The organism is Mesorhizobium sp. M0028, assembly GCF_040323855.1.
Classification (GTDB): domain Bacteria; phylum Pseudomonadota; class Alphaproteobacteria; order Rhizobiales; family Rhizobiaceae; genus Mesorhizobium.
Genome location: NZ_JAMYVG010000020.1, coordinates 39,527 through 64,539 on the forward strand (window position 1 = coordinate 39,527; position 25,013 = coordinate 64,539).

The following is a 25,013-nucleotide window of genomic DNA, read 5'->3' on the forward strand; positions in this document are numbered from 1 at the left end:
CGCGTTAGACTGCTTGCATGGAGATCGACACCGACAAGATCGACGAAGCCGTTCTGGGCCTGCTTTGGCTGACGCTGCATGAAGAGAGGCGCGTCTGGAAGGGATTCGATTGGAGCGCTCTGGATCGCTTGCACCAGAAGGGGCTGATCGCGAATCCAGCAAACAAGGCGAAGTCAGTGGTTCTGACAGATGAAGGACTGCGGCGTGCGCAGGAGCGATTCCGAACCCTGTTCACCCGTTCGGCGCCATGAGCCATGAGCGCTGGGAGGGCGCCGCGAGATGATGGCGCACCTGGCTGAGTGGCGGCGCGCTGACCGCAGGCGGGACGGCCAATGCTCTCGCCGTGGCGGCCAAATTCTTCTTTCGCCGCTTATGCCAACGGGCGCATCCTGGCCGTCAAGGCACTAGCAGACAACACCGTAGCCGCAACCCTCAATGTCATCGGTATTGGCGCGAAGTCCATCCGGAAGATGCTTTCTGCCGGCGAATCAGCGCTCCCCGGGCCGAGCTGCAGGCAGGCAGCTGGTCTGCGCCCGCTGCTGGCACATGGATGTTGGTGGGCAGACTACCACAAGGAATGTGTCATCATGGCTGCGGATTTCCGAAGGCAGGTTTCTCAAGAACGAGCACATGACTACCAAGAGGGGATGTGTGAGTGCTCTTAACTTGGAATCCCTCTTCGGACAGCGTTTCGATGAATTCGCCATCCGTTCCAGGCGGAACGCGGGCAACAACGTTTGAGGTGCGCCTCACAATATTGGAAAGCACCCTTCGCGCCTTGCCTGGGCCGATGTTGCGCTGCATGTGCTGATAGACGGCCAGCAGCAGGACCATATCGTATTTCGGTAGAAGGATATTGCCGAGGCGCCGGCTGCCAAGATTCAGGCGATCGAACCGGGCATGCACCGGGGAGCCGCTCAATAACATTTTTGCAGTCTGGATGTGCGGCTTGGCAATGTCGATCCCGTGGATCGAGCTGGGTTTCAGCTTGGCGACAACACCCATATTGCAGCCAACATCGAGAATGGATTTCCCGGCGTAGTCGACCTTTGCGGAGAATAGCCCGTCCAGTCTGTCGTCCCACGTTCCGGCAAAACCCCTTTTGAATCTTGACCACCACAAATCATCAGCTCCTTTGGGAAGAGCCCCCTTGAGCGCCTCCTACCACGAGAGAATTAATGGTCGATACCCATTCAACTGGAATTGATCACATTGACGAACCAAGGCAGGGACGTGTGCGGCGGCGTCACAACCCCATCACCCTGAGTGCCGCCGGAACCGGATAGCGGTTGCCGTCATAGCGCAGTTGGTAGGTCCGCTTCACAGGCTTGCCGGGATGGGACTGGCACTCGCCATCCTTGTCGGGGGAGGGATTGTCGGTTTCCGTCCGCTCGACCGCAATGATGTCATGATAGCCGTGATGGCGCGCCGGGCTCATCGCCAAGCTGACCTGGCTGGAATGAAACGATCCGGCGCAACTGGCATCGCCTTCGCCGCCATGGCCGGTCACCACGAGGCCGTCGAGCACCAAGCGCAGCGCATCGCTGGCGACGGCATAGAGCCGCAGGTCGGTTTCAATGAAGGGAGTAGCCTGCGAATGGTTTGCCATTTCGATGCGCAGGCCGAAGGCGGTGACCTCAGGGGCCAGTGCATAGCGGCCGGTGTCGAATTCCACCTTACGGATCGCGATGGCATCATCGGTCATCAGTCCAGGCTGGAGCAGGCGCTGGCGCACCCGCAGGCTCTTTCTATCGACGACCAGTAGCTCGATGTCGCCGACATGCAGGTGGTCGCTGTTAGCGCTGTCGATCAGCGGTACCGCGACCAAAAGCAGGTCGTCATGAGCCGGCCAGATCTTGCAGGCCAGGCCGAATGGCGCATCGCTCTCCGGGAGCGTTGAGGCGATGCTCGTATGGGGTACAAGCGTGAACGAGGCGCCGTCGGCGCTCTTTCGGGCCTTGGGATAGGCCTGCTGCACCAGGGCGGCGGCATCGCCGCAATCGCCGGCCGCTGCCCGGGCGGGCGACAGGCTGGCGAGGGCGGCGCCGAGCAACAGGACAGGCAACACTATTCGCATGGAGTTCTCGCGTCGCAGGGCCGAGTTCGGCCAGGGCCCTTCTACGCGAGATTGGTGGCGGCGCACAGGATGTAGGGAAGTGACGGCCAGCTCCACCCGCTGCGTCATGACCATAGGTATCCTGGTAAGTCGTAAAGTCCGAGCTCGCTTAGGCACGGTGATCATGAGAACGCCGCCCGAGCGGCCAATTTTTGCCAATGCTGTTCGAGCTACCTGAAACAGATACTGACAATGTGATCTCGGTTGCCTTGTCGCGCTCCGATTAGATAAAGAAGCGCTTGGACAAGAAACCTCTACAAAACCGGACCTCGCCGATCCGTCGGGCGCACCTTCTAGGGTGTACATTCCAAAATTAACTCGGCATGACCTCCGATTCTGACCCCCTGAGCCGGGCGCGTTCGCTGTCGGCGCGGTATCGAAGCAGAACCAATGCGGCGCCTGCTTCGGCTTTCCGAGACCCCGCCTTGTCTTTCCTTGAGACTTGGCAGCACGGCGCGTTCAATCGGAACCGTGCTGCCTTCAATGTACAGCCAGTTGTCCAATCAGCCGGCGGGCTTGTAAACGCCGGCAGCCTTTTGGCAGCTGCGAGCACCGCCTTCATGTCGAGTTCTTCGAGGACAACGAGGTCGTTTACCCAGCCGCTTGCCCGCACCGCCAGTGCTAGGTCCATCCCATCGGCCTGGTCCGGAACCTCAGCATTGACGACAATATCATAGGCGCCGCGAGTAAACATCATACCGGACACCTTGCCACCAACGCTTTCCAAAATCGCCTTGATTGCAGCTTCTCGGTCTGAGCCTTGTATCAATCCCTTATAGGCATGGGGCGGATAGTTTCCCAGGATTGTCACTTTCATGGGGTATTCCTCCCTATCTTGTACTAGTTTCGTTATTAATCGTTTGACCAACACGGAGCTACGCGGACAGTTGGGTCAGCCGTAACCCTGCATCGCAACGCTCTTGCTCGTATCCAAAGCTGGCAGCGGGAAAGGTTCGACCTGCCCTGCGGTCTTGTCCAAATACTGCATCAAGGCCGTCACGAGGTGGTAGAAAATGCTCGCGGGGACCTCCGTTGCCAGTGACCTTCCGCGCTCGTCAATCCTGTCGATCCACAACCCAAGCGGTGCGGGATCGATATGCCATTTGAAGAGGCGGGCGACACGAGCTTCGATCTCAGGTTTCAGATCAGGCCCGCCGATGCCGTCCAGGGCGACGGCGGCCTTGACGGCTTCGCATTGCGGCCAACTGCGGGAGAGCCGGTCGAAGGGAATTCCCTGCCGCGACACGGCTGCATAAGCCAGGCCCGTGGCCCGGTTCAATCCGCTGGCGATCGCCGACGAATAGAGCTTCCTGGCGTAGGCTGCCAAGTCTTTCTGCCCGCTTGCCCGCGCGAACTCGACGAGGAGCGAAGCCCATTCGAAATGGTGCCCTGGTTCGGTCCACTGTCCCTCGTCTCCCGGCAACGGTAGCCAGTCTACGTCGAAATGTTCCCCAAGCGTCCAGCTCTCCTGGTCGAAGAAATGGCACCGGAAGAGATCGACGACGCGTGCCGCCCGACGGAGATATGCACGCTCGCCGGTGACGCCATGCCAGGCAAGGAAGGATTCCAGCATGTGCATGTGCGGGTTCGAGAACCGCACCCCCTTCCAGCCGGGGGTCTCGAGGAAGCCGTTCAAGCTGACGTCCTCGAGATGGGTGTCGATGAAATGGAACGTCTCTTGTGCCAGCTGCATGGCATCCTGATGGCCGCATCGGTGAGCATGGGCAAGCGCCAGGAGCACGCAGGAATGGTCGTAGGCGTCCTCCGTCGGGTCAGCCACGCTGCCGTCGCAATTGAGGGTGCGCACCCAGCCACCGCGATCGGTGCGGCCGTGTCTGGCGATGAACTCGATGCCGTGGTCGATGAGCTTGTCGGCCGGTCCAGCCCAGCCGCGTTCTTTGGCCACCGCGAAGGCGTAAATCTGGCGAGCCATCGTCCGCATGCGCTTGGGTTTGCCCAACGGCCTTGCATCGAAACCGAGCGCCTCGTGGAAGCCGCCATACGCATGGTCGACACCTGCAGTGGACCACAGCGGCAGGGTTTCGTTGAAGAGCCAGTGCTCGACCCGCTTGCGCCATGACCCGCTGATGATGACCCGGTCGTCCGACCCCGTGAACTTCGTTTCAAGGCGTCCGCTCTTCTCCAGTTGTTCGACGACTTTCTTCACGTTCTGGCTGTGGCTGACAGGAGCGACGAATACCGCGTCCGGTGTCGTCACCACCGCCACATGCTTCATTCCAATGACTGTCAGCAGTCTGCCCTGGCTTCTGAGATAGGAGTTGCCGCAATCCATGGCGACAACGTCGCCCATTACGACATTGCCGTCGCGGTCCGTCGGGCTGGCTTCGAGCAGCGATTGCCACGATCCAAGGTCGTTCCAGCGGAAAGAAGCCATAACCATCGCAATACCGCGTGCATGCTCCATGACTGCGTAGTCGATCGACGTCGACGGGACAGCCGAATAGAAGCCCTGGGGCAGGTAGATGCCCAAGACGTCGGTCCGTGCAGCCTTATAGGCCCGTTCCGCGGTGTCCCAGATGTCTGGCCGGAACTCGAGAAATGCCTTCCGCATCGTGTCGGCACGAAACAGGAAGATGCCGGCGTTCCAGTAAAATCTTCCCGAAGCCACATATTTGCGGGCCGTCTCGGCATTGGGCTTTTCGACAAAGTGCGAAACGGAAACGGCGGTCTGGCCGTCACCATTTGCCGTAACCTCGATGTAGCCGTACCCGGTTTCGGGATGCGTCGGCTTGATGCCGAATACGACAATGCTTCCTGAATCGGCGGCAGGCATGCCCGCCTCGACGGTTTCCCAGAATTGCGTTTCGGTCGATATCTGATGGTCGGAAGGGATCACGAGCACAAGCGCGGCGCCGCCATATTCGGAGATCGTGTGCAAGGTGGCTATGGCCACCGCAGCGGCGGTATTGCGGCCGACGGGCTCGAAAATCGGTCTGCCGCCGTTCAGACCGAGCGGACCGATGTCCGAGATAACGCGGTCGGCATGCCGTTCGGAGGCTATCAGATAGATCGGCGTCTCGCCGTCCGAGCGCGCCTTGAGGCGTCGGACAGTCTTCGCAAGCATGGAGCCGTCGCCCGAAAGGTCGTGGAATTGCTTGGGATTGTCTTCGCGCGACAGCGGCCACAGCCGTGACCCGACGCCCCCGCTCATCACAAAACTGACGATCCGCTCCGGCATGATCCAGTCCTCTCAAAATGTCTGGTTGTAGGCTCCGACCTCTGGATTGCGGCGCAGCATGGCATCGACAGCCTCGAACATCTCGCGACGTCGTACCGGCGAGACAGGGCTTTCCACGACGACAACTGTTTCCGGCTTGTTCGACGAGGCCCTGACCAGACCCCAGGTGCCGTCTTGGGCAACGACACGCACCCCATTCACGGTGACGAGATTGGCCGGCGGCTGGCCAGCGAACTCGATCCCGTCCGCCTTCATTTTCGTGAATTCCCCGACAACTTTCGCGACCACCTCGTATTTGAGCTCGTCGGCGCAATGTGGCGACATGGTCGGCGTGCCGAAGGTCAGCGGCAGATCGCGGTAGAGATCGGCCATGCTGCTTTGCGGGCTGCGATCCAGCATCTGGCAGATGGCGATAGCCGTGACCAGGCCATCGTCATAGCCGCGGCCGATCGGAGGATTGAAGAAGAAGTGGCCCGATTTCTCAAAACCGGCAACGGCGCCGAGTTCGGCCACCCGCCGCTTGATTAGGAGTGTCCGGTCTTCCAATAGTCGGTGACCGCGCCATTTTCCCGCAACACCTTGTCGGTCATGAACAATCCGGTCGACTTGACGTCGACGACGAAAGTCGAGCCGGGATAGAGGTGTGAGATGTCGCGCGCGAGCATGACGCCGACCTTGTCGGCGAAGATCTCGTTGCCATCATTGTCGACCACGCCGCAGCGGTCGCCGTCGCCGTCGAAGCCGAGCCCGACATCGGCGCCAGTTTCCAGCACCTTGTCGCGAATGGCGTGCAGCATCTTCATGTCTTCGGGGTTGGGATTGTAATTCGGAAACGTATGATCGAGCGCGACGTCGAGCGGAATCACCTCGCAGCCGATCCTTTCCAGTGCCTCGGGAGCGAAAGCCCCGGCGGTGCCGTTGCCGCAGGCGGCCACCACCTTGAGCTTCCTCGAGATACGCTTTCCCGCTGTCAGATCGTCGAGGTAGGTTTTGCGGAAATCCGCAACGAAGTCATAGGAGCCGCCACCGACAAGGTCGAAATCGCCTGAGAGCACGATCGCCTTCAGCGCGCTCATCTCCTCCGGACCAAAGGTCAGCGGACGCGCCGCGCCCATCTTGACGCCGGTCCAGCCGTTCTCGTTGTGCGAGGCAGTGACCATGGCGACGGACGGCGTGTCGAGCGCGAATTGGGCGAAATAGGCCATCGGCGACAAGGCCAGCCCGACATCCTTGACCCGCGCGCCGGCGGCCATCAGCCCGGAAACCAGCGCCAGCTTGATGGCAAGCGAATAGGAGCGGAAATCGTGACCGGTGACGATGTCGGGTCCGGCACCCAGACGGCGGATCAGCGTGCCGAGCCCCATGCCGAGCGCCTGGACGCCGATCAGATTGAGCTCCGGCGGCTCGTTCGAACCGGGATGGCCAAACCACCAGCGCGCATCATATTCGCGAAACCCGGATGGCTTGATCAACGCCGAGGTTTCGAATTCAAAAGTGTTTGGTCTGGCTTGGCCGACTATGTTCAGGGTCACGGTTTCTGCTCCGCAATTGCGGGCAACAATCCTAGCACGCTGCCGGGCGCAGGCCCCTTCGGGAATGGGGGTAGCCCCAACGCCCTGGTTCGCCCCCCTCATTCGATAGGAGCATGCCTGCCGATGGCCGAAAGGACCTCTCGGGTTTTGTATTCTGGAGGTGCTTCCTGCTCAGGCGCTGACGACAAGGGCGGGCTGCCAGATGCCGCTGACCGCATTCAAGTTCCCGTTCCGCGAGAATGTCGACGAAAGGCGTTTCGGACGCCTGGCTCGCCTTCTCAAGGGCATTCAAGCGGAAATCGAGAGGGATCAGCGGAACTCCGTCTGTCCGGGGAAATGATGACGGACTGCGCTGCGTTCTCTTTGGAGCGATGGAAAACGGCGAGAACCCCGCGAAGATCGATACTCTCACGCGGAACTTGGCGTTCATGTCTCGCTGGAATAGCAGATGTCATTCGTCGACAGGACGAGAGCTCACTTTCGGGCCGATATCGACGACCATGATCTCCGGCGACACGCCGAAGCGCACCGGCAGCCACGACACCCCCAAACCCCCGGATACGATCATGTGCCGCCCACCCTCGACGATATGCCCGTAGGCGAAGCGCTGTCCGTAGGCTGAATTGATGATGGGCGAGCCGATGAATGGCAAGCGCACCTGCCCGCCATGTGTATGGCCGCATAACGTCAGGCTGACACGGTCAGGAACAGTAATGAAAATGTCCGGTTCATGCGCAAGGAGCAAAATCGGATTGCCGTCGTCGGGTATTGCGGCCATTGTTCCAGGCAGATCGTCGACCCCCTTGTACACGCCGCGAGAAAACTGCATGGCCCACTGGTCGCCAAGACCCGCGAGCCAGAACGCTGAGCCATCCTGCTGCCGGATAAGCGTGGCGGTGTTCTCGAGGACCGGAATTCCATTGTCGACGAGGGCTGCGCGGACGCTATCGGCACCGTGCCACCAGTCGTGGTTGCCGAGAATGGCGTGGCAGCCGAGTGGCGCGGAAAGTTTCGAAAGTGAATTCCCCCAAACAGTGTCGGGCACAATCCCGGTGGCATAGCGCGGCCGCACGCCCATCACATAGTCGCCGAGGAGAAGGATGATATCGGGCTGCAGGCTATTCGAAACACCGACGATCTGGTCGATCCTGGAAACCGGCATCCAGGGCTCGCAGGCATGGATGTCAGCGACCACGACGACGCGCAGGGGCTTGGCAGTCGTCGGCCAGCGCGGCGGTAGGAGCTTGTAGTGAGTGACACGCAGTCGAAACCGAGGTTCAATCGCGACGGCATAACTGGCCAGAGCGAATGCCGCGAGCGACATGGTGCCAAAGAGTTCCAGGAATGACCGCCGCGACGTCAGCACTTGTATTTCCCAGCACAACGAGGTCGGTTTAGAGGTCGCCACGAATTCAGCTGCGGCAGCCTGAACCAAATCAACCTGGTGGGAGGCCTTGCGGGCTCAATAGTTTCCCAAATTGGCGTCACCTGCAAGCATTGGTGTTATTGCGCAGGGGAGGGAGCTCGGGCTAGGACACCCGTCAACCGCTCCGACTTGCGACTGATCTCGGAGGGATGGTGTAGTTCCATTCCGGATGGAATGGATCGCCCTTTAGATCGTCGAACGCCTCCAGCTCGGCATCGCTCACTTGATACCTTCGTCGGTCCCGGCATCGACCGCGCTTCCAGCTTCAGGCCCGTGACTGCGATCAGCTCGGACCACGCCTATCGGTCGACAAGGGGCCGTCCACGCCAGGTTTGCGTGATGCGGCAGACCAGGGTTGTTCGATGTTGCTCCACGTGTGCTCCGCGGATAGGAATGCAATGTGGAGCGCGAGACCTGTCTCGCGAGCCGCTCCACCCAACGCGCCACGATCTTGGCCGACACACCCCATAGGCCTGCGCCGCAAGGGCTTGGGAGAGACGTCCCTCGATGACCGAAAGACCAGTTCCTCTCGACGCCACGGCGTCAGACGGGCATTCTTGTGGATGTTCATTCGGACCCTCCGGTGAGTGCTGAAGCTTGGTAGCTCCAGTCTCCTCGGTTCGGTCCGAATGGACAACCTACAGGAAGCTCACAACTAGAGCCTGTTCCATCCCAATGGCATCGGGATGGAACCCCATCTCTTTTGCTTGAGCAGATCTTCTCCGAAAAGCGGGCTCCCGCCTTTGCTACGCTGACTTCGGTTCGGGATCATGGCTTTGAGGTGCTGTTTATCCAGTCCTTGCTTGGCCACGGCAGCCCCGCGTTCCTTCAGGTCACATAGAATGAGGCTGCGGCTAGCGAGAGATGTGGGGAAAGGGTGGCGAACTGTATTTGAGATGCGCCGCCGGCCCCGTCACTGTCAAAAGAGAGCGCCCCAGTTTCACTGTTGTAGATGATATGATCGGAACTGTCATGCGCGGCTGCACCAACAAAGAAAGCTTTGGATGGAAGCCCTCCCGGCTGAAGCCCGGCAAAGACGGTATCGCTGAGATGGAACGTGTCCTGGGAGCGCTTGAAGTCGGTGATCTTATCGACATTGCCGGCTCCAAGAGCAGTATTGAACGAGAAGGCATCGTGGCCTCCGTAACCGGTCAAGACGTCGGCGCCGAGCCCGCCGTTGATGACATTGTTGCCGGCATTGCCCTGGATGGTCTGGGCGAACTCGTTGCCGGTGAAGCTGATCGCCTTCGTGCCGGACGGGTTGTTGGTGGCGAGATGCTCGATCTCCGAGCCGGCCGAAAGCGCATAGCTCACCGAGGCGATCACACTGTCGTTGCCGCCGCCCACTGCCTCAACCACCTTCTCGTTGGCATTATCGACATAGTAAGTGTCGTTGCCGCCATAGCCGATCATCGTGTGGCCGCTGGTTCCATGCAATACATCGGCGCCGCTGGTGCCGTACAAGGTGCCATCGCTGGTGCTGCCGGAAGTAGGGATAGACCCAGTCTCGGTCCCGGTCGAGCCAGTGGTTGGGGGAGTGACGTTCGCGCCCGTGACGGTGTCACCGCTGCCTACCTTTTGATAGAGCTGAACCTCATCGATCTGCATCTGCATCGACGAAGGGGTCGAACTATCGAGAGCCGTATGCCATCCGGTCGTGTTCGAATTCGCGACTCCATTGTTCATGATCAATTCCATCGGCTCATTCGGGATCGTCGCCTGTGCGCTGGTGACCTGCGCCATCTGCTTCCCGTCGAGATACCAGGTGATCGATTTACCGGGATCCCAGTTGATGCCGTAGGTGTGGAAGCCGGCCGTGAGGTCGACGCCGCTGTCGATGCTCGCGCCGACCCATCCAGATGGGCCGTGAAGGTGCCAAGTGAAGTTATTGTCAACCGGGCCGGAGCTTTCGGTAAACCCGCCTTCGTGCATATCGATCTCGAAATTGTCGCCGCTGCTGCCGGCGCCTTGGCCGGGCAACAGCCAGAGGGCTGGCCACGCGCCGTCGCCGCTCGGCGCCTTCATGCTGACCTGAAGGTAGCCGCCGTTGAATTCGAAGTTGCCGTAGCTGCTGACTGCGCCGGACGTGACCGGGAATGTCTGTGCCGTCCCATTATTTATGCCGCTGACGGGCTGTTTGGTCGCCGTGAGATTCAACTGCCCGTTGCTCACGGACACTTGGCTCGGCATGTCGTAGTCGGCATAATACGTCGCGCCGACGCCGCTGCCTCCTGATCCATTGCTGTTCCATGGCCAGCCGTTGGCGGCATTGCTGGTGGTATAGGTATGCCAATCGTTGTCGAGCGACGTGCCGGAGAAGTCTTCCTCGAAGACCAAGTCGCTAGACGCAAAGCCTGTGGGTGCGGAAAGAGCCATTCCGTGATCCTTATTTGGGGTTGAAAACAGGGAATTTCGACGACCGCGCACCCCGAAGGCGCGCGACATGCCGCATGCTCGCAGCTAGGCACCGCGAACGGATTTCAAAGCAGCGGAGATTTGGAAGTCCTCGCCCCAGACATTCTTGTCGAGCGAGCTTAACGTTGAACTCGCCATCGAAGGTGAGTTGTGTCGACGGGAATGCTCATCAGGCGCTCCCCCGTGAAACCATGAACGGTGTCGCTGCCGACGCACGCAAGGTGTTCAACGGTTCGAGCCGCGGCCAGAATGAAGTCGAGCGCAGCTCTTCCGGCGGATGCACCGCCAAGCTTGCTGTTTAGTATGAGCATTGTAGATCCTTAGTTAATCGCGTTTTTTTTGTTCTTCATTCCACCCGCGTCCCTAAGTAAAACGCAGGCATTTCCGCTGTCCTGAGTTGTTCACACACACCGTCCCTACGTGAATTGATCATTCGAGGACGATGTACGCAAGCCCAGCGACCTTACTGCCTTTTGCGGCGAGAATGAGGCTAGGTAAAAACTTATCAACACTTCTAATACAGGAGATGCGGCTTGTCGAAATGGCGGAACGTGGCCCTAGGGCGCGCGGACGCTTCGTCGCCGCGGGACGGCCCGCGGATTGTCAAATTTGAACCGCGCAACCAGTCGCCAAAGCTCCACCTTGTGGCCGTCTGCTAACCGCCTGGCGTGCTCTTTCGCCGCATCGTCGTCTGTGCAAGCAAGGTTGACCCCCCATAAGCTGGCCGTGTTCGTCCAGAACGTAGACACGAATGCGGCATCGCTTGTCCTGACCGGCGACAACGTTCTGACAGTCAGCCTCGCTTTCACGCGCGGAGCGCCCGTTGCGTGCGGACGGACGCGACCGTGCAGTTCAACTCGTGCCAGCGGTCGAGCGTGTGCGCACAAATGACGACGGAGGGCTTCAGTCATGGGACTTGCGGGCTGAGTTCTAAGGCCCCGCTGGTTTCGCGGGTCTGCGTCGCCCGAGCCGTGGCGGCTTTGAGGATGTTCCAGAGCGCGCTTCCGTCATTGTGGACATCGAACTGGTCGTATTCGTCGACGGGATAGTGTCCGCTGTCCTGCCGCGACACCAGCCGCCACACGATCCAGCCGGCGCAGTTGCGATTGCGCGTCAGCGTGTCGAGCCACATGGCGTAAGCCTCGGCGAAGTCCCGATTGGAGCGGGCATAGCCGAATTCCTCCAGAAGGACCGGCTTCTTGGCGCGGGCCGCCAGCTGGCAGAACTCGGTAATCATGTCGTTGAATTGCTGGACCGTGAGGTCGTAGTAAAGCGGGTAGCCATGCCAGGTCCCGAAATCGAGGGACGGGATCGTCAAATCGGAGAGCTTTTTGAGAATGTTGGCGTTCCCTGAGCTGACAAGGTGATTGGAATCGAGGGACTTCACGTAGGCCGACATTTCGGCTGTCCAGGCCAATCGCAAGGCCTCTGGCTGCGCATTGCCTTCGTTCATCAGCTCCCAGGCCATGATGGTTGGATCATCCCGGTAGGCGAGCCCGGTGAGCGGGTTGACCCTCTGCACGACGTGGCTGACCCAGCTCTTGTAGTCGCGCTTCGTGCGCGGATCTTCGAAGAAAAACGTGGACTCGTCCCGGCTCCCATACCAAGCCCGCATCTGCTGGGCGCCACCCGTGTAGTTCCAGAAATCCAGGAAGCCGATGATGAGCCTCAGGCGTCGCTTGCCGACCTCGGCGATGAGAAAATCAACCTTCTGCATGCCCTTGGCGCCGTCATTGATCGCCATCCCGTTCGTGCGAGGGTCCCAGGAGAGCAGGTACGTGCCTCTCACCGCGAGATTGCTGGCATCGGCCTCGAGCCGCCAGTTCCAGATCGTCGCGATGCTTCCGTCTGGCGACCCGATCACCGGCTGGAGGAAGATGCGAACCACATTGGCGCCCATCGCCACCGCGTCCTCGAGAACGCGGGTGACCTCATCCTGCGACCCGTAGGTCAAATAGTGGTTGTTCACGCCGGTCACGAAGAACGGCCTGCCGTCGACGGTAAACTCCGTGCCCGAGGTCTTGATGAAGGACGTTGCCGACAAGCTGTCCGCGGCGCTCACGGCTGCCGGAACAGATAGCAACGCGAACACCAGCACGCGCAGTCCGGCGTTGCGCAGCTCACTTTTCACTCGTTGCCAGTCGACAATCATCCCGGCATGTGGCTCTCGCCGGGCGCCGAGTGCAACCGCCCCGAAGGATTACCTCCTCTGGCTCCGGGTTGCGATGCGCTCATGCTCTGCGGGAAGCATTATGGGACAGAAGCACGCCGCAGCCTTGCCGGGATGGCACGGGTTGCCCCGGCGGCCTGTGTGGCGAGCGCTGCTCTCGCGAAGGAAAAGGGGCATTCCCTCTTTACGATCAGGAGCGGTATCTCGCCGCCCCTTCATAAGCCCTTCATAAGGGGGCTGGACCGGGACTGTGCGTGACGCGATCACAGCAAACGGCATGCGCCACCGCCTTCTTCTTGCGATCGCGCCGACCGCACATTTCGCTGTGCGGGTAACATCTCTGGCGCATCGAGCCGGTTTTCGACCAGGAGTGTTGATGCAATGTCCTAGATTATCAAGGCGATGTCCGAGATTAAAGTCGATCGCCGTCCAGCGAGAAGCACCGAAACTCAATTCCGAGCTCCTTGAGCCGCTCTACGCCGGGAACCTCTGCCGTCGGGTGCACGAGCCCAAGGATTGAATCGGATCGGAAGGGTAGGGGGAGATGCAGGGCCTCAGCTGCCTTGAGGACGCCACTGACAAGCTGCCAGGGCACGGGGACGGCGCGCAGTGTTCTGCCTTGTGACGCGGCGATTTCTTTCATGAGCCGTCGGAACGGTACCGGTTCGGGGTTGGCCAGCCCTACCGGTTCCGGCAGGGGCATGTCCGACTCGACAATACGCACCATGGCGGCTGCCATGTCCGCCTCATGCACGGTGAACTGATGGGAGCGTGCCCCGATGAGAGGTGTGACCGGCAGGTTGGTGAGCTTGCGCAGCGCGCCTATCATCCCGCCCCAACCGGGGCCGTACACCAATCCGAGGCGGGCGGAGACACCTCCCAGACTGCTAGCGGTGCGCTCGCAAGCTAGCTTGGCCTGACCGTACAACTGTCGAGTTCCCTTATAAGCGGACATCGAGGAGATAAAAATGACCCGGCGAACCCCTGCGTCGGCGGCATTGCGGAGGAGGTGCTGCGACCCGGACACATTGACACCCCACACATCGCCGGCGCTGACGAGAGTCAGGTCCCATGCACCGTGGATGAGCACATCTAGGTCGCTGAATGCGGCCGCCGACGGCGGGCGCTCGATCTGGTATGGGCGCCACTCGCCGACGCCGACCATTGCGGCGGCAGATTCGGAGGTCACCCGGTTCGGCCGGGCGAACGCGATGACCTCATGCCCTTCTTCAGCGAAGGCGGCACGCAGGATGGTCCCGACATACCCGTTAGCTCCCGTGATGCCGATCCGCATTGAACGCTCAACCCTTCAGTTCCATCGCTTCGCAGGCGATGCGATGAGAATTGGCCATCACCGTCAGGGTAAAGGTAGTAGCTGGAACATTTGGGAAAACGGACCCGTCGATAAGATGGATCCGGTCCCAGCGCGCCAGCCGCCCGAGGCGGTCTGTCGTAGCATTTCCAGTATCCGGCTCACTGGCGTGGGGAAAGCTGCCGCCAAAGTGGTAGCTCTTGGCCCCGCCCGACCACAGCATCTTCCGCGTGATTGGCCACAAGTCAAGGTAAGGTGCCGCCCTCCAAATCCGCTTTATTACGTCAGAGAGCATCAGAGGCACGTCTTTGCCCCTGGCCTTGGCCCCGCTGAAGCCCTCCGAAGTGAGCGTGATCTGGGGAAGCTCGTCAGGAGCTGCGGGCACCCGGGCGGTGACCCGGATCTTGGGTGATGCCCAGGACGGCAAGTAGCCCAGGCCTACCGTCAACCGGCTCAGGAGCCGATGCGTCGCGAAGGCGGCGGCGCGGTGTTGGAGGAAGCCGGGTAGCGCATCGTAGTACGCCTGGTTGAACGGATAGAAGTGAATCTGTGAGACATCGAAGCCCTCATCGTCCCGGGCGATGACCATGTTGAACTGGTTGAGCGTGAACTCGGGCCTTATACGTGGGTCGGGGGTCGGCTTCACGGATATCATTGGAAGAATGAACTGAGCGGATTCCGAAAGATGTACCGGCTGGTCCGATCCGAGCGAGCCCAAGATCAGCCGAGTGGTCCCAATTGCTCCGCAGCCCACAAAGATCCGGTCGGCTGTGAATCGCTGGATCCGGCCGCTGGACAGATCCCGGGCCTCCACGATGGCTGTGTCGGCCTCCTGGTCGACTCGCACCGCGAGCAGCCCGCTGTGGTAGTCGATCCTCCCGCTGCGCCTAAAGCGGTCGAAGCTGTGCGAGGCCGAAAAGACTAGCGACCGCGGGCACCCGGTCATGCACAGGCCGCAGGGCTGGCATTCGGGCGCTGAGAAGGCGAGCCGGGCGCGGCCTATCGCTATTCCTGTGGAGCGCACACGATCGCGGTGCCGGTCGTAGTTGGCCAGGACCATCTGCGTCCGCGGTGCCAGGGGCGGAAGGGGGTCCGGGGATCCGATGAGCGGGAACCACTCCTCGAGATCGTCGGACTCTCCAGCGAAAGGAATGTGACCCAGGATGGTCCGATAGTGCTCTTGCATATCCGAGAAGCCGAACGGCCATCTTTTGAACGTGGCGGCGCTGAAGGGCATAATCTGGGCCCCCCAGACATTGCTGAACCCCCCGTAGGCGCTTGAGATGACAGCTGAGTTGACTCTACCCTCGCAGTGGACGCCGTCGAGCTGGCCCTTGTTGACAAACGGGAAATCGGATCCATAGCTTCTCTTTTCCGGCAGCGAATCGGACCGGACCTGTTTGGGTTGCAGGCTGACCCGGCGGACGTCCTCCTCATCCCAGTCGCCGACACGCAGCTTGGACAGCCTGGAGATTACCTCCTGCGTCTCCGCGTCCAGCACTGTGCCCGGATCGAACACGGTTATCTTCTCATCCGGCTTCTCGGACAGCGCCAACACGGCGGCGGCTGCAGCTGGACCCGAACCAATGATTATCGAAGACGGCATTTATTTCCCTCGCCCACCGGCTTGCGCGGCTGTGTCCAGCAACTGCTTGGTTGCCTGTTGGCGCTGCCGGCGCAATCGCCGCGCCAGTTCGACCCGGCCGGCGACGTGGCCTGCCGTGGCCAGCCCCACGCCAGCGATTATCGCCGCGGACCGGGCCAGCCCGTGGGCATCACCCTTGGCCGCTTGCGAAATCCCCCGCGGTACGCCCTTGGTCAGTGCGTACCAGACGAAGCGGGCCTCTGCACTCAGTGTGGCGGCGTCGCCCATCTGGGCGAAGGCCTCGACCTTCCCCTTGTTGACGAAGAAGCAGCGGCGCCAAAAGTACTTCCAAGTCGCCCGTGAGGCGGGTACGAAGTGGCGGACGGTCGCCGCCGGTTCGTAAATGACCGCCGCACTGCCCTTGATGTGCGCCACGCGGTGGCACATGTCCATGTCGTCGTGATTGTCGGAGTGGAACCCTCCCACCTGCTCGAGGAGGGTCCGCCGGACCGACATGTTGGCTCCTATGAGATGAGCCAAAGGGCCTCGGCTGGTCGGGAGGCCGTCATAAGCGCATCCGAACACCCAGTCGAACTGCACGGGGAACCAGGCCGGGCGGCCAGCCGTGAAAACCGGCATCGGACGCCCGCCGACCGCGCCGATGCGCTCATCCTGGTACGGGGCGGTGAGAATCGCGAGCCAGTCCTTGTCGGCCGCTGCATCGTCATCCAAGAACGCCACGATGTCTCCGGCAGCTGTCTCGGCTGCCGTGTTTCGGGCCGACCCCAGGTGCCCGTCGTACTTGTTCTGGATCACCCGTATCGGAGGGGTGGATGCGGCGAAGTCAGCCCAGCACGCGGCACATTGGTGGAAAAGGGTCTCATTATGGTCGATGCATACGATGATCTCGCAGGGTTGCAAGGTCTGCTCCTGAACCGACGCCACCGACTGAAGCATCAGCTCCCATCTGTCCACGGTGTAGGCACAAACGATCACTGAGATCGTGGGGGAGGGCGGGACCTGCCGGTGTTCGCTGCAGACGTGATCCTCGGTCTGCCCGGTTTTCGATCCAGGCTGATCGGTTGTGGCAACGGCAACGTCATGATCGCGGCGGGGTGCATCGATACTTAGCTTCCGGACGTGGCCGTCTTGGCCACCGCCAATCGGCAGATAGGATTGCGCACGCATCAAGATACGCATCCACGAATTCTCCCGACTTGAGCTGCCAATGTCGGCCCAAACTCTTCGATAAACGGTGCGATGGTCTTGGTTTTGACAAGCCAGGCTTCCACGCGCTGGATTCGGCCCACCCGGAAACCTGTTTTCAGCATTAAGACCACCAGGGCCGAGGTTTGCGCCACAGAGCCTCGAGGCGGCCGCCCGGCACCAAGCACGCGCGGATCGGCGTAGGGCATCAGCAACTCGTCCAGCCAGCGCTCGCCAGATTGCTGGCATCGGCCTCGAGCCGCCAGTTCCAGATCGTCGCGATGCTTCCGTCTGGCGACCCGATCACCGGCTGGAGGAAGATGCGAACCACATTGGCGCCCATCGCCACCGCGTCCTCGAGAACGCGGGTGACCTCATCCTGCGACCCGTAGGTCAAATCGTGGTTGTTCACGCCGGTCACGAAGAACGGCCTGCCGTCGACGGTAAACTCCGTGCCCGAGGTCTTGATGAAGGACGTTGCCGACAAGCTGTCCGCGGCGCTCACGGCTGCCGGAACAGATAGCAACGCGAACACCAGCACGCGCAGTCCGGCGTTGCGCAGCTCACTTTTCACTCGTTGCCAGTCGACAATCATCCCGGCATGTGGCTCTCGCCGGGCGCCGAGTGCAACCGCCCCGAAGGATTACCTCCTCTGACCTCGCACGGCCCGTCGTCGTTCGGGCATAGTGGTGCTTAACCGATTCCGGTCGCTCGAGTATGGACCCGTGCTGTCAGACATCGCTCCCAACCAAGAGTTCGGCTCCTCGTATTGGCGAGTCCCCGCGGTAGTAGCAGGTGGGAAGTATTCTCGCGCTGTGGCGAGCGCTGTGGCTTTTTATCTCCCTCCCTGGCTCGCGGGCCCGCGGACAGCTGGCAAGGCGCCTCGCTCGAGGTGGTTCTCGTCAAAGCTGTCGTCTTGTTGAAGCCGCCGTGAGAACACAATGCGCATTTGCTTGAGTCTCGATCCGTCGCGGCCGCTGCGCTGGCATCTGTGGCTGGCAGAGGCGCTTGCTGAAGTGCCCGGCAACGATATCTCCTGCGCTTTCGCGACCGGCTGCCGCCCGCTGCCGTTGATCTTCCGCCTGCTGCTCGAACTCGAACGACTAGTCTATGGCTTACGTGTCAACGGCGCCACCGACCCCGTCGAGGCGGCGCTGCGATCCCTGCCGCCGCCTTCGGCCGACCAAGTGGACGTGGTGATCGATTTGAGCGGAGCGGAGCCCCTCCCGTCGGGGCGGCGCGTGCTGACGCCGCTCTTCAACGGCGTACCCGGCGAGATCGGAGTCATGGCGGCCTTGGCGAATGATCAGGACCCTCTCGTCGACCTGCACGACACGGCGCGGCCGTCGCAGCCGTGGATGGCGCGCCCGGCCCGTGTAAACAGTGAAGTGTTCGCAGCCAGCCTCGATAGCGTCCTCTCCTGCGCTGTGGCGCTGATCCTAAAAGCCTTGCGCGAGGAAACCGGTTCAGCTGCGTCCGGTGTCTCCGGCCCACGCACGGCCGTGCCTTCGCTCGGCGCGCTTCCGGCCCTTGCAAGAGCGACACGCACAGTGACATCGAAGGCAATCAGGTTCTTGGACATCCTGGCGAGAGGCGGCAGGAGGTGGGGGATTGGCTGGCGCTTCGACGAATCGGCGAGCCTGCTCGACAAAGGCGACGCAGCATTCCGGGTGCTTACCGGGGACACCGACAGCTACCTTGCCGACCCGTTCCCGTTCCGGCACCAGGGGCAGGATTTCATCTTTGTCGAACAGTACCTCTACTCGAAGAAACGGGGGTGCATTGCAGTCGTGACAGCGAACCGGAACGGGACCGCCGGCGCACCCCAGATCGTCCTGGAGGAACCGCATCACCTCTCGTACCCGTTCGTGTTCGAGCAGGATGGGCAGATCTGGATGATCCCCGAATCGGGGGCGGCCAAGAATATCAGCCTCTACAGGGCCGTGGAATTCCCTTACCGGTGGACGCGGGAGGCCTGCCTCATCGAGGGCATCGAGGGCTACGACACCACGCCGCTCTGCCACGAGGGTGGCTTCTGGTTTTTCGTCAGCCCAAGGCTGTGGAGGTCCACGTCCTGGGATGTCCTCAGCCTCTACCGTGCCGAGAGCCTGACCGGGTCCTGGACGCCCCATGCCGCAAACCCCGTCCTGCTCGATGCCACGCTCAGCCGCCCTGCAGGCGCCGTCATCCGACACGGCGGACGGACGCTACGCCCGGTCCAAGACTGCGCGCGCGGCTATGGCGGCGCGGTGACGTTCTGCCGGATCGATGCGCTCGGCGAGTCGGAATTTGCCCAGACACCGGTCGGTCGCATTCGGTCCGGAGCGTTCGGGTGCCACACCTACAACCGGCGGTCCGGCCTGGAGGTGATCGACTTGTTCGGTCATATCGGGGGTCTACGAGAGGTCACGACCTCGTATCGGTTGCTTGTATCCGATCCGCCGGTCTCGGGACCGCACGGGCAGCACCTCTCCTGGCCGGTCTCGCGTCCGGTTTAGCTACCCGTAGCCAGCTGGCCTAGCGAAAGGTACCCCCTGCGAAGGGCCGGGCGCGCTCAACCCTTCTCGGACACAGAACAAGTGGTAGCTCGGAAATCACGGCCGGGTGAAGGAGCGAACCCACCTGCACGTCGCAGCTTCTGGCCAGTGGCAATGTCGGCGTTGCGCGCGAGGTTCATCGCGCCGGCGACCTTCGCTGCATGCTGCACCGCTCGCTTGGTAGAGACTGTCGCTCGAGATCCGGCCGCGGGTCGATGATTGTCATCGCTGGCGTTAAAGGCATTGCGATGTTGTCGGCTCCAGAGGTCGGACCTACGGGTTTGGCAGCCCTGCCAGCGTAGCTGCTGAAGGTGATCGGTGCCGCTGCCGTATCATCTGCGCTGGCGTTTGGGCCGGAACTACCCTGAAGGGATAATCACAAAGAGCTAATCACCTATTGTGCTTTCTAACCATCTATTGTGCTTTCCATTGCGGAGCCTCATTAGTAATGTTCTTAGTAATGTTCGCGTTGCTCAGACGAAGAGAGGGAAGTCTCTTTCCAGAGAGGGGAAATCTCTTTCCATCGCTCATTTTTATTTCATCTCATCTTTGTTTCATCATGTCGTGGAGTCCGCATATGCTTAGAATAAGCAATCCGGGGATGTCGCTGCCATCGAAGCTGGCACCTACGGCTTGTCGCTGGCGGCGCATTTGCGTGCGCGCAGTGTGGAGCACCGGATTTTGGATTTCATCGGTCCCTCCGCCGCGAATGGCTTCGGTCCCACGTGCCGGTTCCGGTCCGGGCCCCGTCCTCTCGCCCGAGACTTGTCGGCAGTCCTGGCTCGCTTCCAACCTTCGCCGCTGGTCCGACGGCTCGACCGCACCGTGCTGCCATGAATGCCCCTGTCTCCAGCATCGTCGCCCGCGGCGCTGCCGTGTCGACGCCTGACCCAATCAGCGTCGCGCTGCGGCGGTCGCTGACTCTGCCCCGAGTCAGCTTTATCGTCCCGACGCTCAACGAAGCCGAGAACCTACCTTGGCTTCTACCGCGCATCCCCAACTGGGCGCACGAGATCATCATCGTGGACGGTCGTTCGACGGACGACACAGTCGCGGTCGCGCGCCGCCTGCGCGAGGACGTGAAGGTTGTCATGGAGCCCCGGCGGGGCAAGGGCGCCGCATTGCAAGCGGGATTCCTGGCCGCCACAGGCGACATCATCGTCATGCTGGACGCCGACGGCTCCATGGTCCCGGAGGAGGCGATCGTTTTTGTCAGTGCGCTGATGGCCGGTGCGGATCTGGTCAAGGGCTCACGCTTCCTCCAAGGCGCCGGCACCAACGACATGTCGCTGTTCCGAATGCTCGGCAACTGGGGGCTGACCCTGATGGTGCGGCTGCTCTATGGCGGTTTGTTCTCCGATCTATGCTACGGATATATAGCCTTCTGGACCAAGCACGTCGCCACGCTGAACTGTGACTGCGATGGGTTCGAGATCGAGACCCTCATCAACGTGCGGGCTTTGAAGAACCACCTTATCATCGTCGAGGTGGCGAGTTTCGAGGCTTCGCGCATTAGCGGTGTGAGCCATCTGCGCGCCATCCCGGACGGCTGGCGCGTTCTCAAGACCATCCTGCGCGAGAGGCTGCACGAACAGCACAGGCGAAATGCGAAAGCCTATGATGCCGGTGGATAAGCCCCGAATGCGAATCCTGATGGTTGCCGCTCGCTGCTATCCGTTCATGGGCGGTATCGAAACTCACATCCAGGAGGTCGGTCCTCGCTTGGCGGCGCGTGGCCACACGGTCGATGTGCTCACCACCGATCCCTCGGGGGAATTGCCGGTGGAGGAGGAGGTGAGCGGCATGCACCTGCAGCGCGTGCCGGCCTGGCCGAGGGAGCTGGACCTCTATGTGGCACCTGGCATCTATACCGCGATCCGGCGCGGGGCTTGGGATATGATCCATTTCCAAGGTTACAGCACCTTCGTGGTGCCGATCGGGCTGCTCGCGGCGGTCCGCGGGGAGGTGCCGTTCATTCTGACCTTCCACAGCGGCGGGCATTCCTCCCGGCTGCGCAACGCCGTGCGCGGCACCCAGCACGCGCTGCTTCGGCCGCTGGTGGCCCGGGCCGCGCGGCTGATCGGCGTCTCCGAATTCGAGGCCAACTTCTTCAGCGCCAGGATGCGCCTGCCGCGGGACCGGTTTGTCGTCATCCCGAACGGTGCCGCAATGCCCGCTGCGAGCCCCAGCGTTAAGATCGATCCGCACCTGATCGTCTCGGGCGGCAGGCTGGAGCGCTACAAGGGCCACCACCGGGCGATTGCGGCCTTGCCCGAACTGATCCGCCGGGTGCCAGACGCGCGACTGCATGTCGTCGGAACAGGCCCGTATGAGGGAGAATTGCGGCGCCTCGTGGCGACACTCGGCCTCGAGAAGCGGGTCACTATCGCGAGCATCCCCGGATCCGACCGGCAGAAAATGGCTGACCTCCTGGCGAGCGCCGCGCTATTCGTGCTGTTCAGCGAATACGAAGCCCATCCGATCGCCGTGATGGAAGCCCTGTCGCTGCGCCGTCCGGTCCTCGTCAGCAACACGTCCGGTCTGGGGGAGCTGGCCGCCAATGGCCTGTGCCGGGCGATTCCGCGCAACGCCGGTCCTGGAGAGCTGGCCGCCGCCATGGCCGAAGAACTGAAGGCCCATCGGCAGGTCCCGGATTTGGCGCTGCCGGACTGGGATGCCTGCGCGCAAGCGCTGAGCAACGTTTATTGTGATGTCCTGGGCAGCCGATCCACGGTCCGCTTGCCCCCCGGCGGCGCGACGTCGTGGCCCCCTGTGCGGAGGGCATGACGCTGATGATGCCGGCTCATTTCACCGCAGGAACCAGGATCAACCCGCTCCAGGCCGGGATACGATTCGTCTCGGCCGTTATCGGTCCCGACCTTCGCGGCGGCAGCGCCGGTGACCCGCCGCAAGGCGCCAATTCCGGATGGATCGCGGTTCTGTGCCTGACGGTCGCCACGGCTGTGCTCCTGGTCGTGGCCGGGCACGCGGCCGGGCGCCGGGGCTATGACGTGGCGCCGCCGCTCTTCTGGTCCGGTGTCGTCCTCCTGATCGCTCCGACCTGCCTTCGCATCGCCTGGCCGACGACAGCCCGTGGTGAGCGCCTGTTCCTGCTCTTCCTGCTTGCCGAAGCCCTGTTCTACTGCAAGATAGTCTATTCCCCGACGAGCTTCAGCGGTTATGACGAGGTCTTGCACTGGATCTCGGCCGAGGATCTCGTCACGGCCCGCCGGCTGTTCCTTTCCAACCCGCTTTTCCCGATCGGGCCAACGTATCCCGCCCTGGAAATCCTGACAACGGCGATCGTCGATCTGACGGGACTTCCCTTGTTTGTGTCGGGGACGCTCTTGTTGGTCATCCTCAAGGGCACGTTCATCGGTGCCCTGTTTCTGTTCCTCGAGAGCATCGCCGGATCGCCGCGTATCTCGGCCATCGCCTGTCTGGCCTATATGGGCTGCTCAACCTTCTTCCTGTTCGATTCGATGTTCTCCTACGAGAGCCTCGGCATCGTGCTGTGCGTGCTGACCTTCGCGGTCGAAGCAGCGTCCAAGGATCTCGTCGGGCGACCGAGGCTGAAGTCGCTCGGGCTGATAGCCTTGCTGTTGGCAAGCCTGGCGGTCACACATCACCTCTCGGCCGCCTTCGCCGCCATCTATTTCGGAGCGCTGGCGGCCCTCGAGGCCTTGCGCCGGCACGACCCCCTGCGGATCAAGACCAGCATTGCCGTCGGCCTCGCGGCGATCCTCGCCATAGCCCTGCCGTCCCTGTGGGTGCAGGCCCGTGGCATCCCTCTCACAGGCTATCTCGGCCCGGTGATCGAGTCCGGTTTCGACACATTGCTCGGGAAGATCCTGGGCGCGCCCACCCCGCGGTCGGAGCACCTCGGAGCGCCGGACAAGGCCCTCTACATGCGGCTGACCACCTTGCTGGCGCTCCTGCTGGTGGCACTCGGACTGGCAACGGGATTCTTTCGGTCGCTGGCCATGGCAGCGCCGAGTGGTCCGCGCTCCGGTTGGCGTCCGATCCAGGACATTCTTAAACGCCGCTGGCGCGACAGCCGCCTCGTGCTCCTCAGCTTGCTGGCCTTCGGGCTCCCAGTCTCGGTCGCCTTCCGACTGACCATCGCTGGATGGGAAATCGGCAACCGCATGGGAACGTTCGTGTTCATCGCCGTCGGGCTGGTCGTCGCGGTGAGCATCGTCCACTTCTGGCAGGGCCGCACGCCACGCGGGTGGCGCCGCATCGCACCGGCCGTTGCTCTGGCGGTCATCGTCCTGGGCGGCGTCACGAGCTCTTCAATTAGTCCGATCCATGGGCGCTACAGGGTCTCCGCAGATCAGGAATCGATCGAGCCGATGGGGATCGAAACGGCACGCTGGGCCAAGGAATGGCTTGGTGCGGGCAACCGCTTCACCACCGACCGCATCAACCGCCTTTTGCTCGCGGGCTATGGCCGGCAGGACGTCAGGGTCACTATCGTCGAAGGGATCGATCCCGCGCGCATATTCGAGTCCGAGACATTGGGGCCCGACGAGTTTTGGGCCCTGGCGGGAAGCGACATCGATTTCCTGCTGATTGACCTGCGCCTGACCACGGCTCCGCCGGTGCTCGGCTTTTACTTTCAGCCGTGGCAAGGGCAGCAGGGAACACCGCTCTCGGGCGCAGCGCTGCTCAAGTTCAATGACGTCAAGGGCGTCGCCCGCATCTACGACAACGGCTGGATTGTCATCTATGACGTGAGGGAATTGCATGAGAATTTGTAGCAAGCGGGACCTTCTGGCCGCGTGTCTGTGGGCGGGGGCTGCGGTGGCGGCCGTTGCGGTCAGCGACAGCGTGCTCCTCCGTACTGCCCTGGGCGCGCCCATGGTGTTCCTCGTCTCGGGCCACACGGTGCTGCGGGCCATTGGCATCAGGACCACCTCCGCGTTGCAACACCTCGTCTACGCTGTCGGAGCAAGCCTCGCCGCCGGCATTGCCGGGGGCTTTGCCCTGAACGCCGCAGGCTTCCTTACGCCGCTCGGCTGGGCGCTGTGGTTCTGGGCCGTGACGGCCACCGCGGCGTTGGTGGCCGCCGGCCGCCGCGACACTCCCGATCTGCCAGCCTGGCCGGCTCCGGTGCGGGTGCGGCTCTGGCAGGGCGCCGCGCTCATCCTAGCGGTGCTTGTGGCGACCGGAGCCTATGCGTTGGCCGTCCGGGACGAAGCGACCTACCGGGAATTCAAATACACCGAGCTCTGGTTGTTGCCATCGGCCAGTGGCGAGTCCGGCCGGATCACCGTCGGCATCAGGAGCGCTGAGACCCAAGCTCAACGATTCGACCTGGAAATCACCCTCGACGGGCAACCGTTCGCCGTCTTCCGATTGCTCACCATCGCGCCGGGCGAGACCTGGGCGCGGGAGATCCCGGTGTCCGTTTTGGCTACCCCGCAGAAGGCGGAGGCCCGGCTCTATCGGCCGGAAGACAACCGACTCTATCGCCGCGTTTCGACGCTGGTGCCGCGCACCTGAAAACGAG

18 protein-coding genes and 1 pseudogene are annotated in these 25,013 nt (G+C 62.0%); 6 read left to right on the plus strand and 13 right to left on the minus strand.

The window, feature by feature from the left end; translation table 11 throughout:
* Positions 1-17 precede the first annotated feature (17 nt).
* Positions 18-251 (plus strand): DUF6429 family protein, encoded by a 234-nt coding sequence (locus tag NKJ93_RS26610; RefSeq protein ID WP_352496292.1) that lies wholly within the window; start codon positions 18-20, stop codon positions 249-251.
* Between the two features lie 334 nt (positions 252-585).
* Here NKJ93_RS26610 and NKJ93_RS26615 read toward each other — a convergent pair whose 3' ends face one another.
* The 13 genes and pseudogenes from NKJ93_RS26615 to NKJ93_RS26675 form a co-directional block, all read right to left on the minus strand.
* The gene (locus NKJ93_RS26615) at positions 586-1,122 is read right to left on the minus strand and encodes a class I SAM-dependent methyltransferase (RefSeq protein WP_352592087.1); all 537 of its coding nucleotides are present in this window, start codon (positions 1,120-1,122) and stop codon (positions 586-588) included.
* A 124-nt stretch (positions 1,123-1,246) separates the two neighbouring features.
* The gene (locus NKJ93_RS26620) at positions 1,247-2,185 is read right to left on the minus strand and encodes a PA3715 family protein (RefSeq protein ID WP_352592088.1); all 939 of its coding nucleotides are present in this window, start codon (positions 2,183-2,185) and stop codon (positions 1,247-1,249) included.
* A gap of 244 nt (positions 2,186-2,429) precedes the next feature.
* Positions 2,430-2,933 carry a GYD domain-containing protein gene (locus NKJ93_RS26625; protein WP_352592091.1) on the minus strand — a complete coding sequence of 168 codons (504 nt, stop codon included), beginning with the start codon at positions 2,931-2,933 and terminating at the stop codon, positions 2,430-2,432.
* 75 nt (positions 2,934-3,008) lie between these two features.
* Positions 3,009-5,315, minus strand: a complete 2,307-nt coding sequence (locus NKJ93_RS26630; RefSeq protein WP_352592093.1) for an AGE family epimerase/isomerase — start codon at positions 5,313-5,315, stop codon at positions 3,009-3,011.
* Between the two features lie 12 nt (positions 5,316-5,327).
* Positions 5,328-6,847 (minus strand): annotated as a pseudogene (locus NKJ93_RS26635) (phosphomannomutase/phosphoglucomutase).
* 451 nt (positions 6,848-7,298) lie between these two features.
* A complete protein-coding gene (locus NKJ93_RS26640) occupies positions 7,299-8,210 on the minus strand; it encodes a metallophosphoesterase (protein WP_352592204.1) in 912 nt (303 codons plus the stop codon).
* A gap of 891 nt (positions 8,211-9,101) precedes the next feature.
* Complete coding sequence (locus NKJ93_RS26645) at positions 9,102-10,649, minus strand: family 16 glycosylhydrolase (RefSeq protein WP_352592095.1); 1,548 nt, start codon at positions 10,647-10,649, stop codon at positions 9,102-9,104.
* Between the two features lie 946 nt (positions 10,650-11,595).
* Positions 11,596-12,840 (minus strand): glycoside hydrolase 5 family protein, encoded by a 1,245-nt coding sequence (locus tag NKJ93_RS26650; RefSeq protein ID WP_352592098.1) that lies wholly within the window; start codon positions 12,838-12,840, stop codon positions 11,596-11,598.
* Between the two features lie 430 nt (positions 12,841-13,270).
* A complete protein-coding gene (locus NKJ93_RS26655) occupies positions 13,271-14,152 on the minus strand; it encodes an NAD-dependent epimerase/dehydratase family protein (protein WP_352592101.1) in 882 nt (293 codons plus the stop codon).
* Between the two features lie 7 nt (positions 14,153-14,159).
* Positions 14,160-15,776 carry a Rossmann-fold NAD(P)-binding domain-containing protein gene (locus NKJ93_RS26660; RefSeq protein ID WP_352592103.1) on the minus strand — a complete coding sequence of 539 codons (1,617 nt, stop codon included), beginning with the start codon at positions 15,774-15,776 and terminating at the stop codon, positions 14,160-14,162.
* Positions 15,777-16,955 carry a glycosyltransferase family 2 protein gene (locus NKJ93_RS26665; protein WP_352592106.1) on the minus strand — a complete coding sequence of 393 codons (1,179 nt, stop codon included), beginning with the start codon at positions 16,953-16,955 and terminating at the stop codon, positions 15,777-15,779. It abuts the gene before it with no gap.
* Complete coding sequence (locus tag NKJ93_RS26670) at positions 16,943-17,170, minus strand: hypothetical protein (RefSeq protein WP_352549092.1); 228 nt, start codon at positions 17,168-17,170, stop codon at positions 16,943-16,945. Before NKJ93_RS26670 ends, NKJ93_RS26665 begins: the two co-directional genes overlap by 13 nt.
* A complete protein-coding gene (locus NKJ93_RS26675) occupies positions 17,170-17,556 on the minus strand; it encodes a hypothetical protein (RefSeq protein ID WP_352592109.1) in 387 nt (128 codons plus the stop codon). Before NKJ93_RS26675 ends, NKJ93_RS26670 begins: the two co-directional genes overlap by 1 nt.
* A gap of 346 nt (positions 17,557-17,902) precedes the next feature.
* On the opposite strand from NKJ93_RS26675, the gene NKJ93_RS26680 reads away from it, so the two are divergent.
* The 5 genes from NKJ93_RS26680 (at position 17,903) to NKJ93_RS26700 (ending at position 25,006) form a co-directional block, all read left to right on the plus strand.
* Complete coding sequence (locus NKJ93_RS26680) at positions 17,903-19,459, plus strand: glucosamine inositolphosphorylceramide transferase family protein (protein ID WP_352592111.1); 1,557 nt, start codon at positions 17,903-17,905, stop codon at positions 19,457-19,459.
* A gap of 872 nt (positions 19,460-20,331) precedes the next feature.
* Positions 20,332-21,132 carry a glycosyltransferase family 2 protein gene (locus NKJ93_RS26685; protein WP_352592113.1) on the plus strand — a complete coding sequence of 267 codons (801 nt, stop codon included), beginning with the start codon at positions 20,332-20,334 and terminating at the stop codon, positions 21,130-21,132.
* A gap of 7 nt (positions 21,133-21,139) precedes the next feature.
* Complete coding sequence (locus NKJ93_RS26690; RefSeq protein ID WP_352592116.1) at positions 21,140-22,285, plus strand: glycosyltransferase family 4 protein; 1,146 nt, start codon at positions 21,140-21,142, stop codon at positions 22,283-22,285.
* Positions 22,261-24,261, plus strand: a complete 2,001-nt coding sequence (locus NKJ93_RS26695) for a putative glycosyltransferase family protein (protein ID WP_352592119.1) — start codon at positions 22,261-22,263, stop codon at positions 24,259-24,261. Before NKJ93_RS26690 ends, NKJ93_RS26695 begins: the two co-directional genes overlap by 25 nt.
* 43 nt (positions 24,262-24,304) lie before the next feature.
* On the plus strand, positions 24,305-25,006 hold the full coding sequence (locus NKJ93_RS26700) for a hypothetical protein (protein ID WP_352592122.1): 702 nt from the start codon (positions 24,305-24,307) through the stop codon (positions 25,004-25,006).
* Positions 25,007-25,013: the final 7 nt, after the last annotated feature.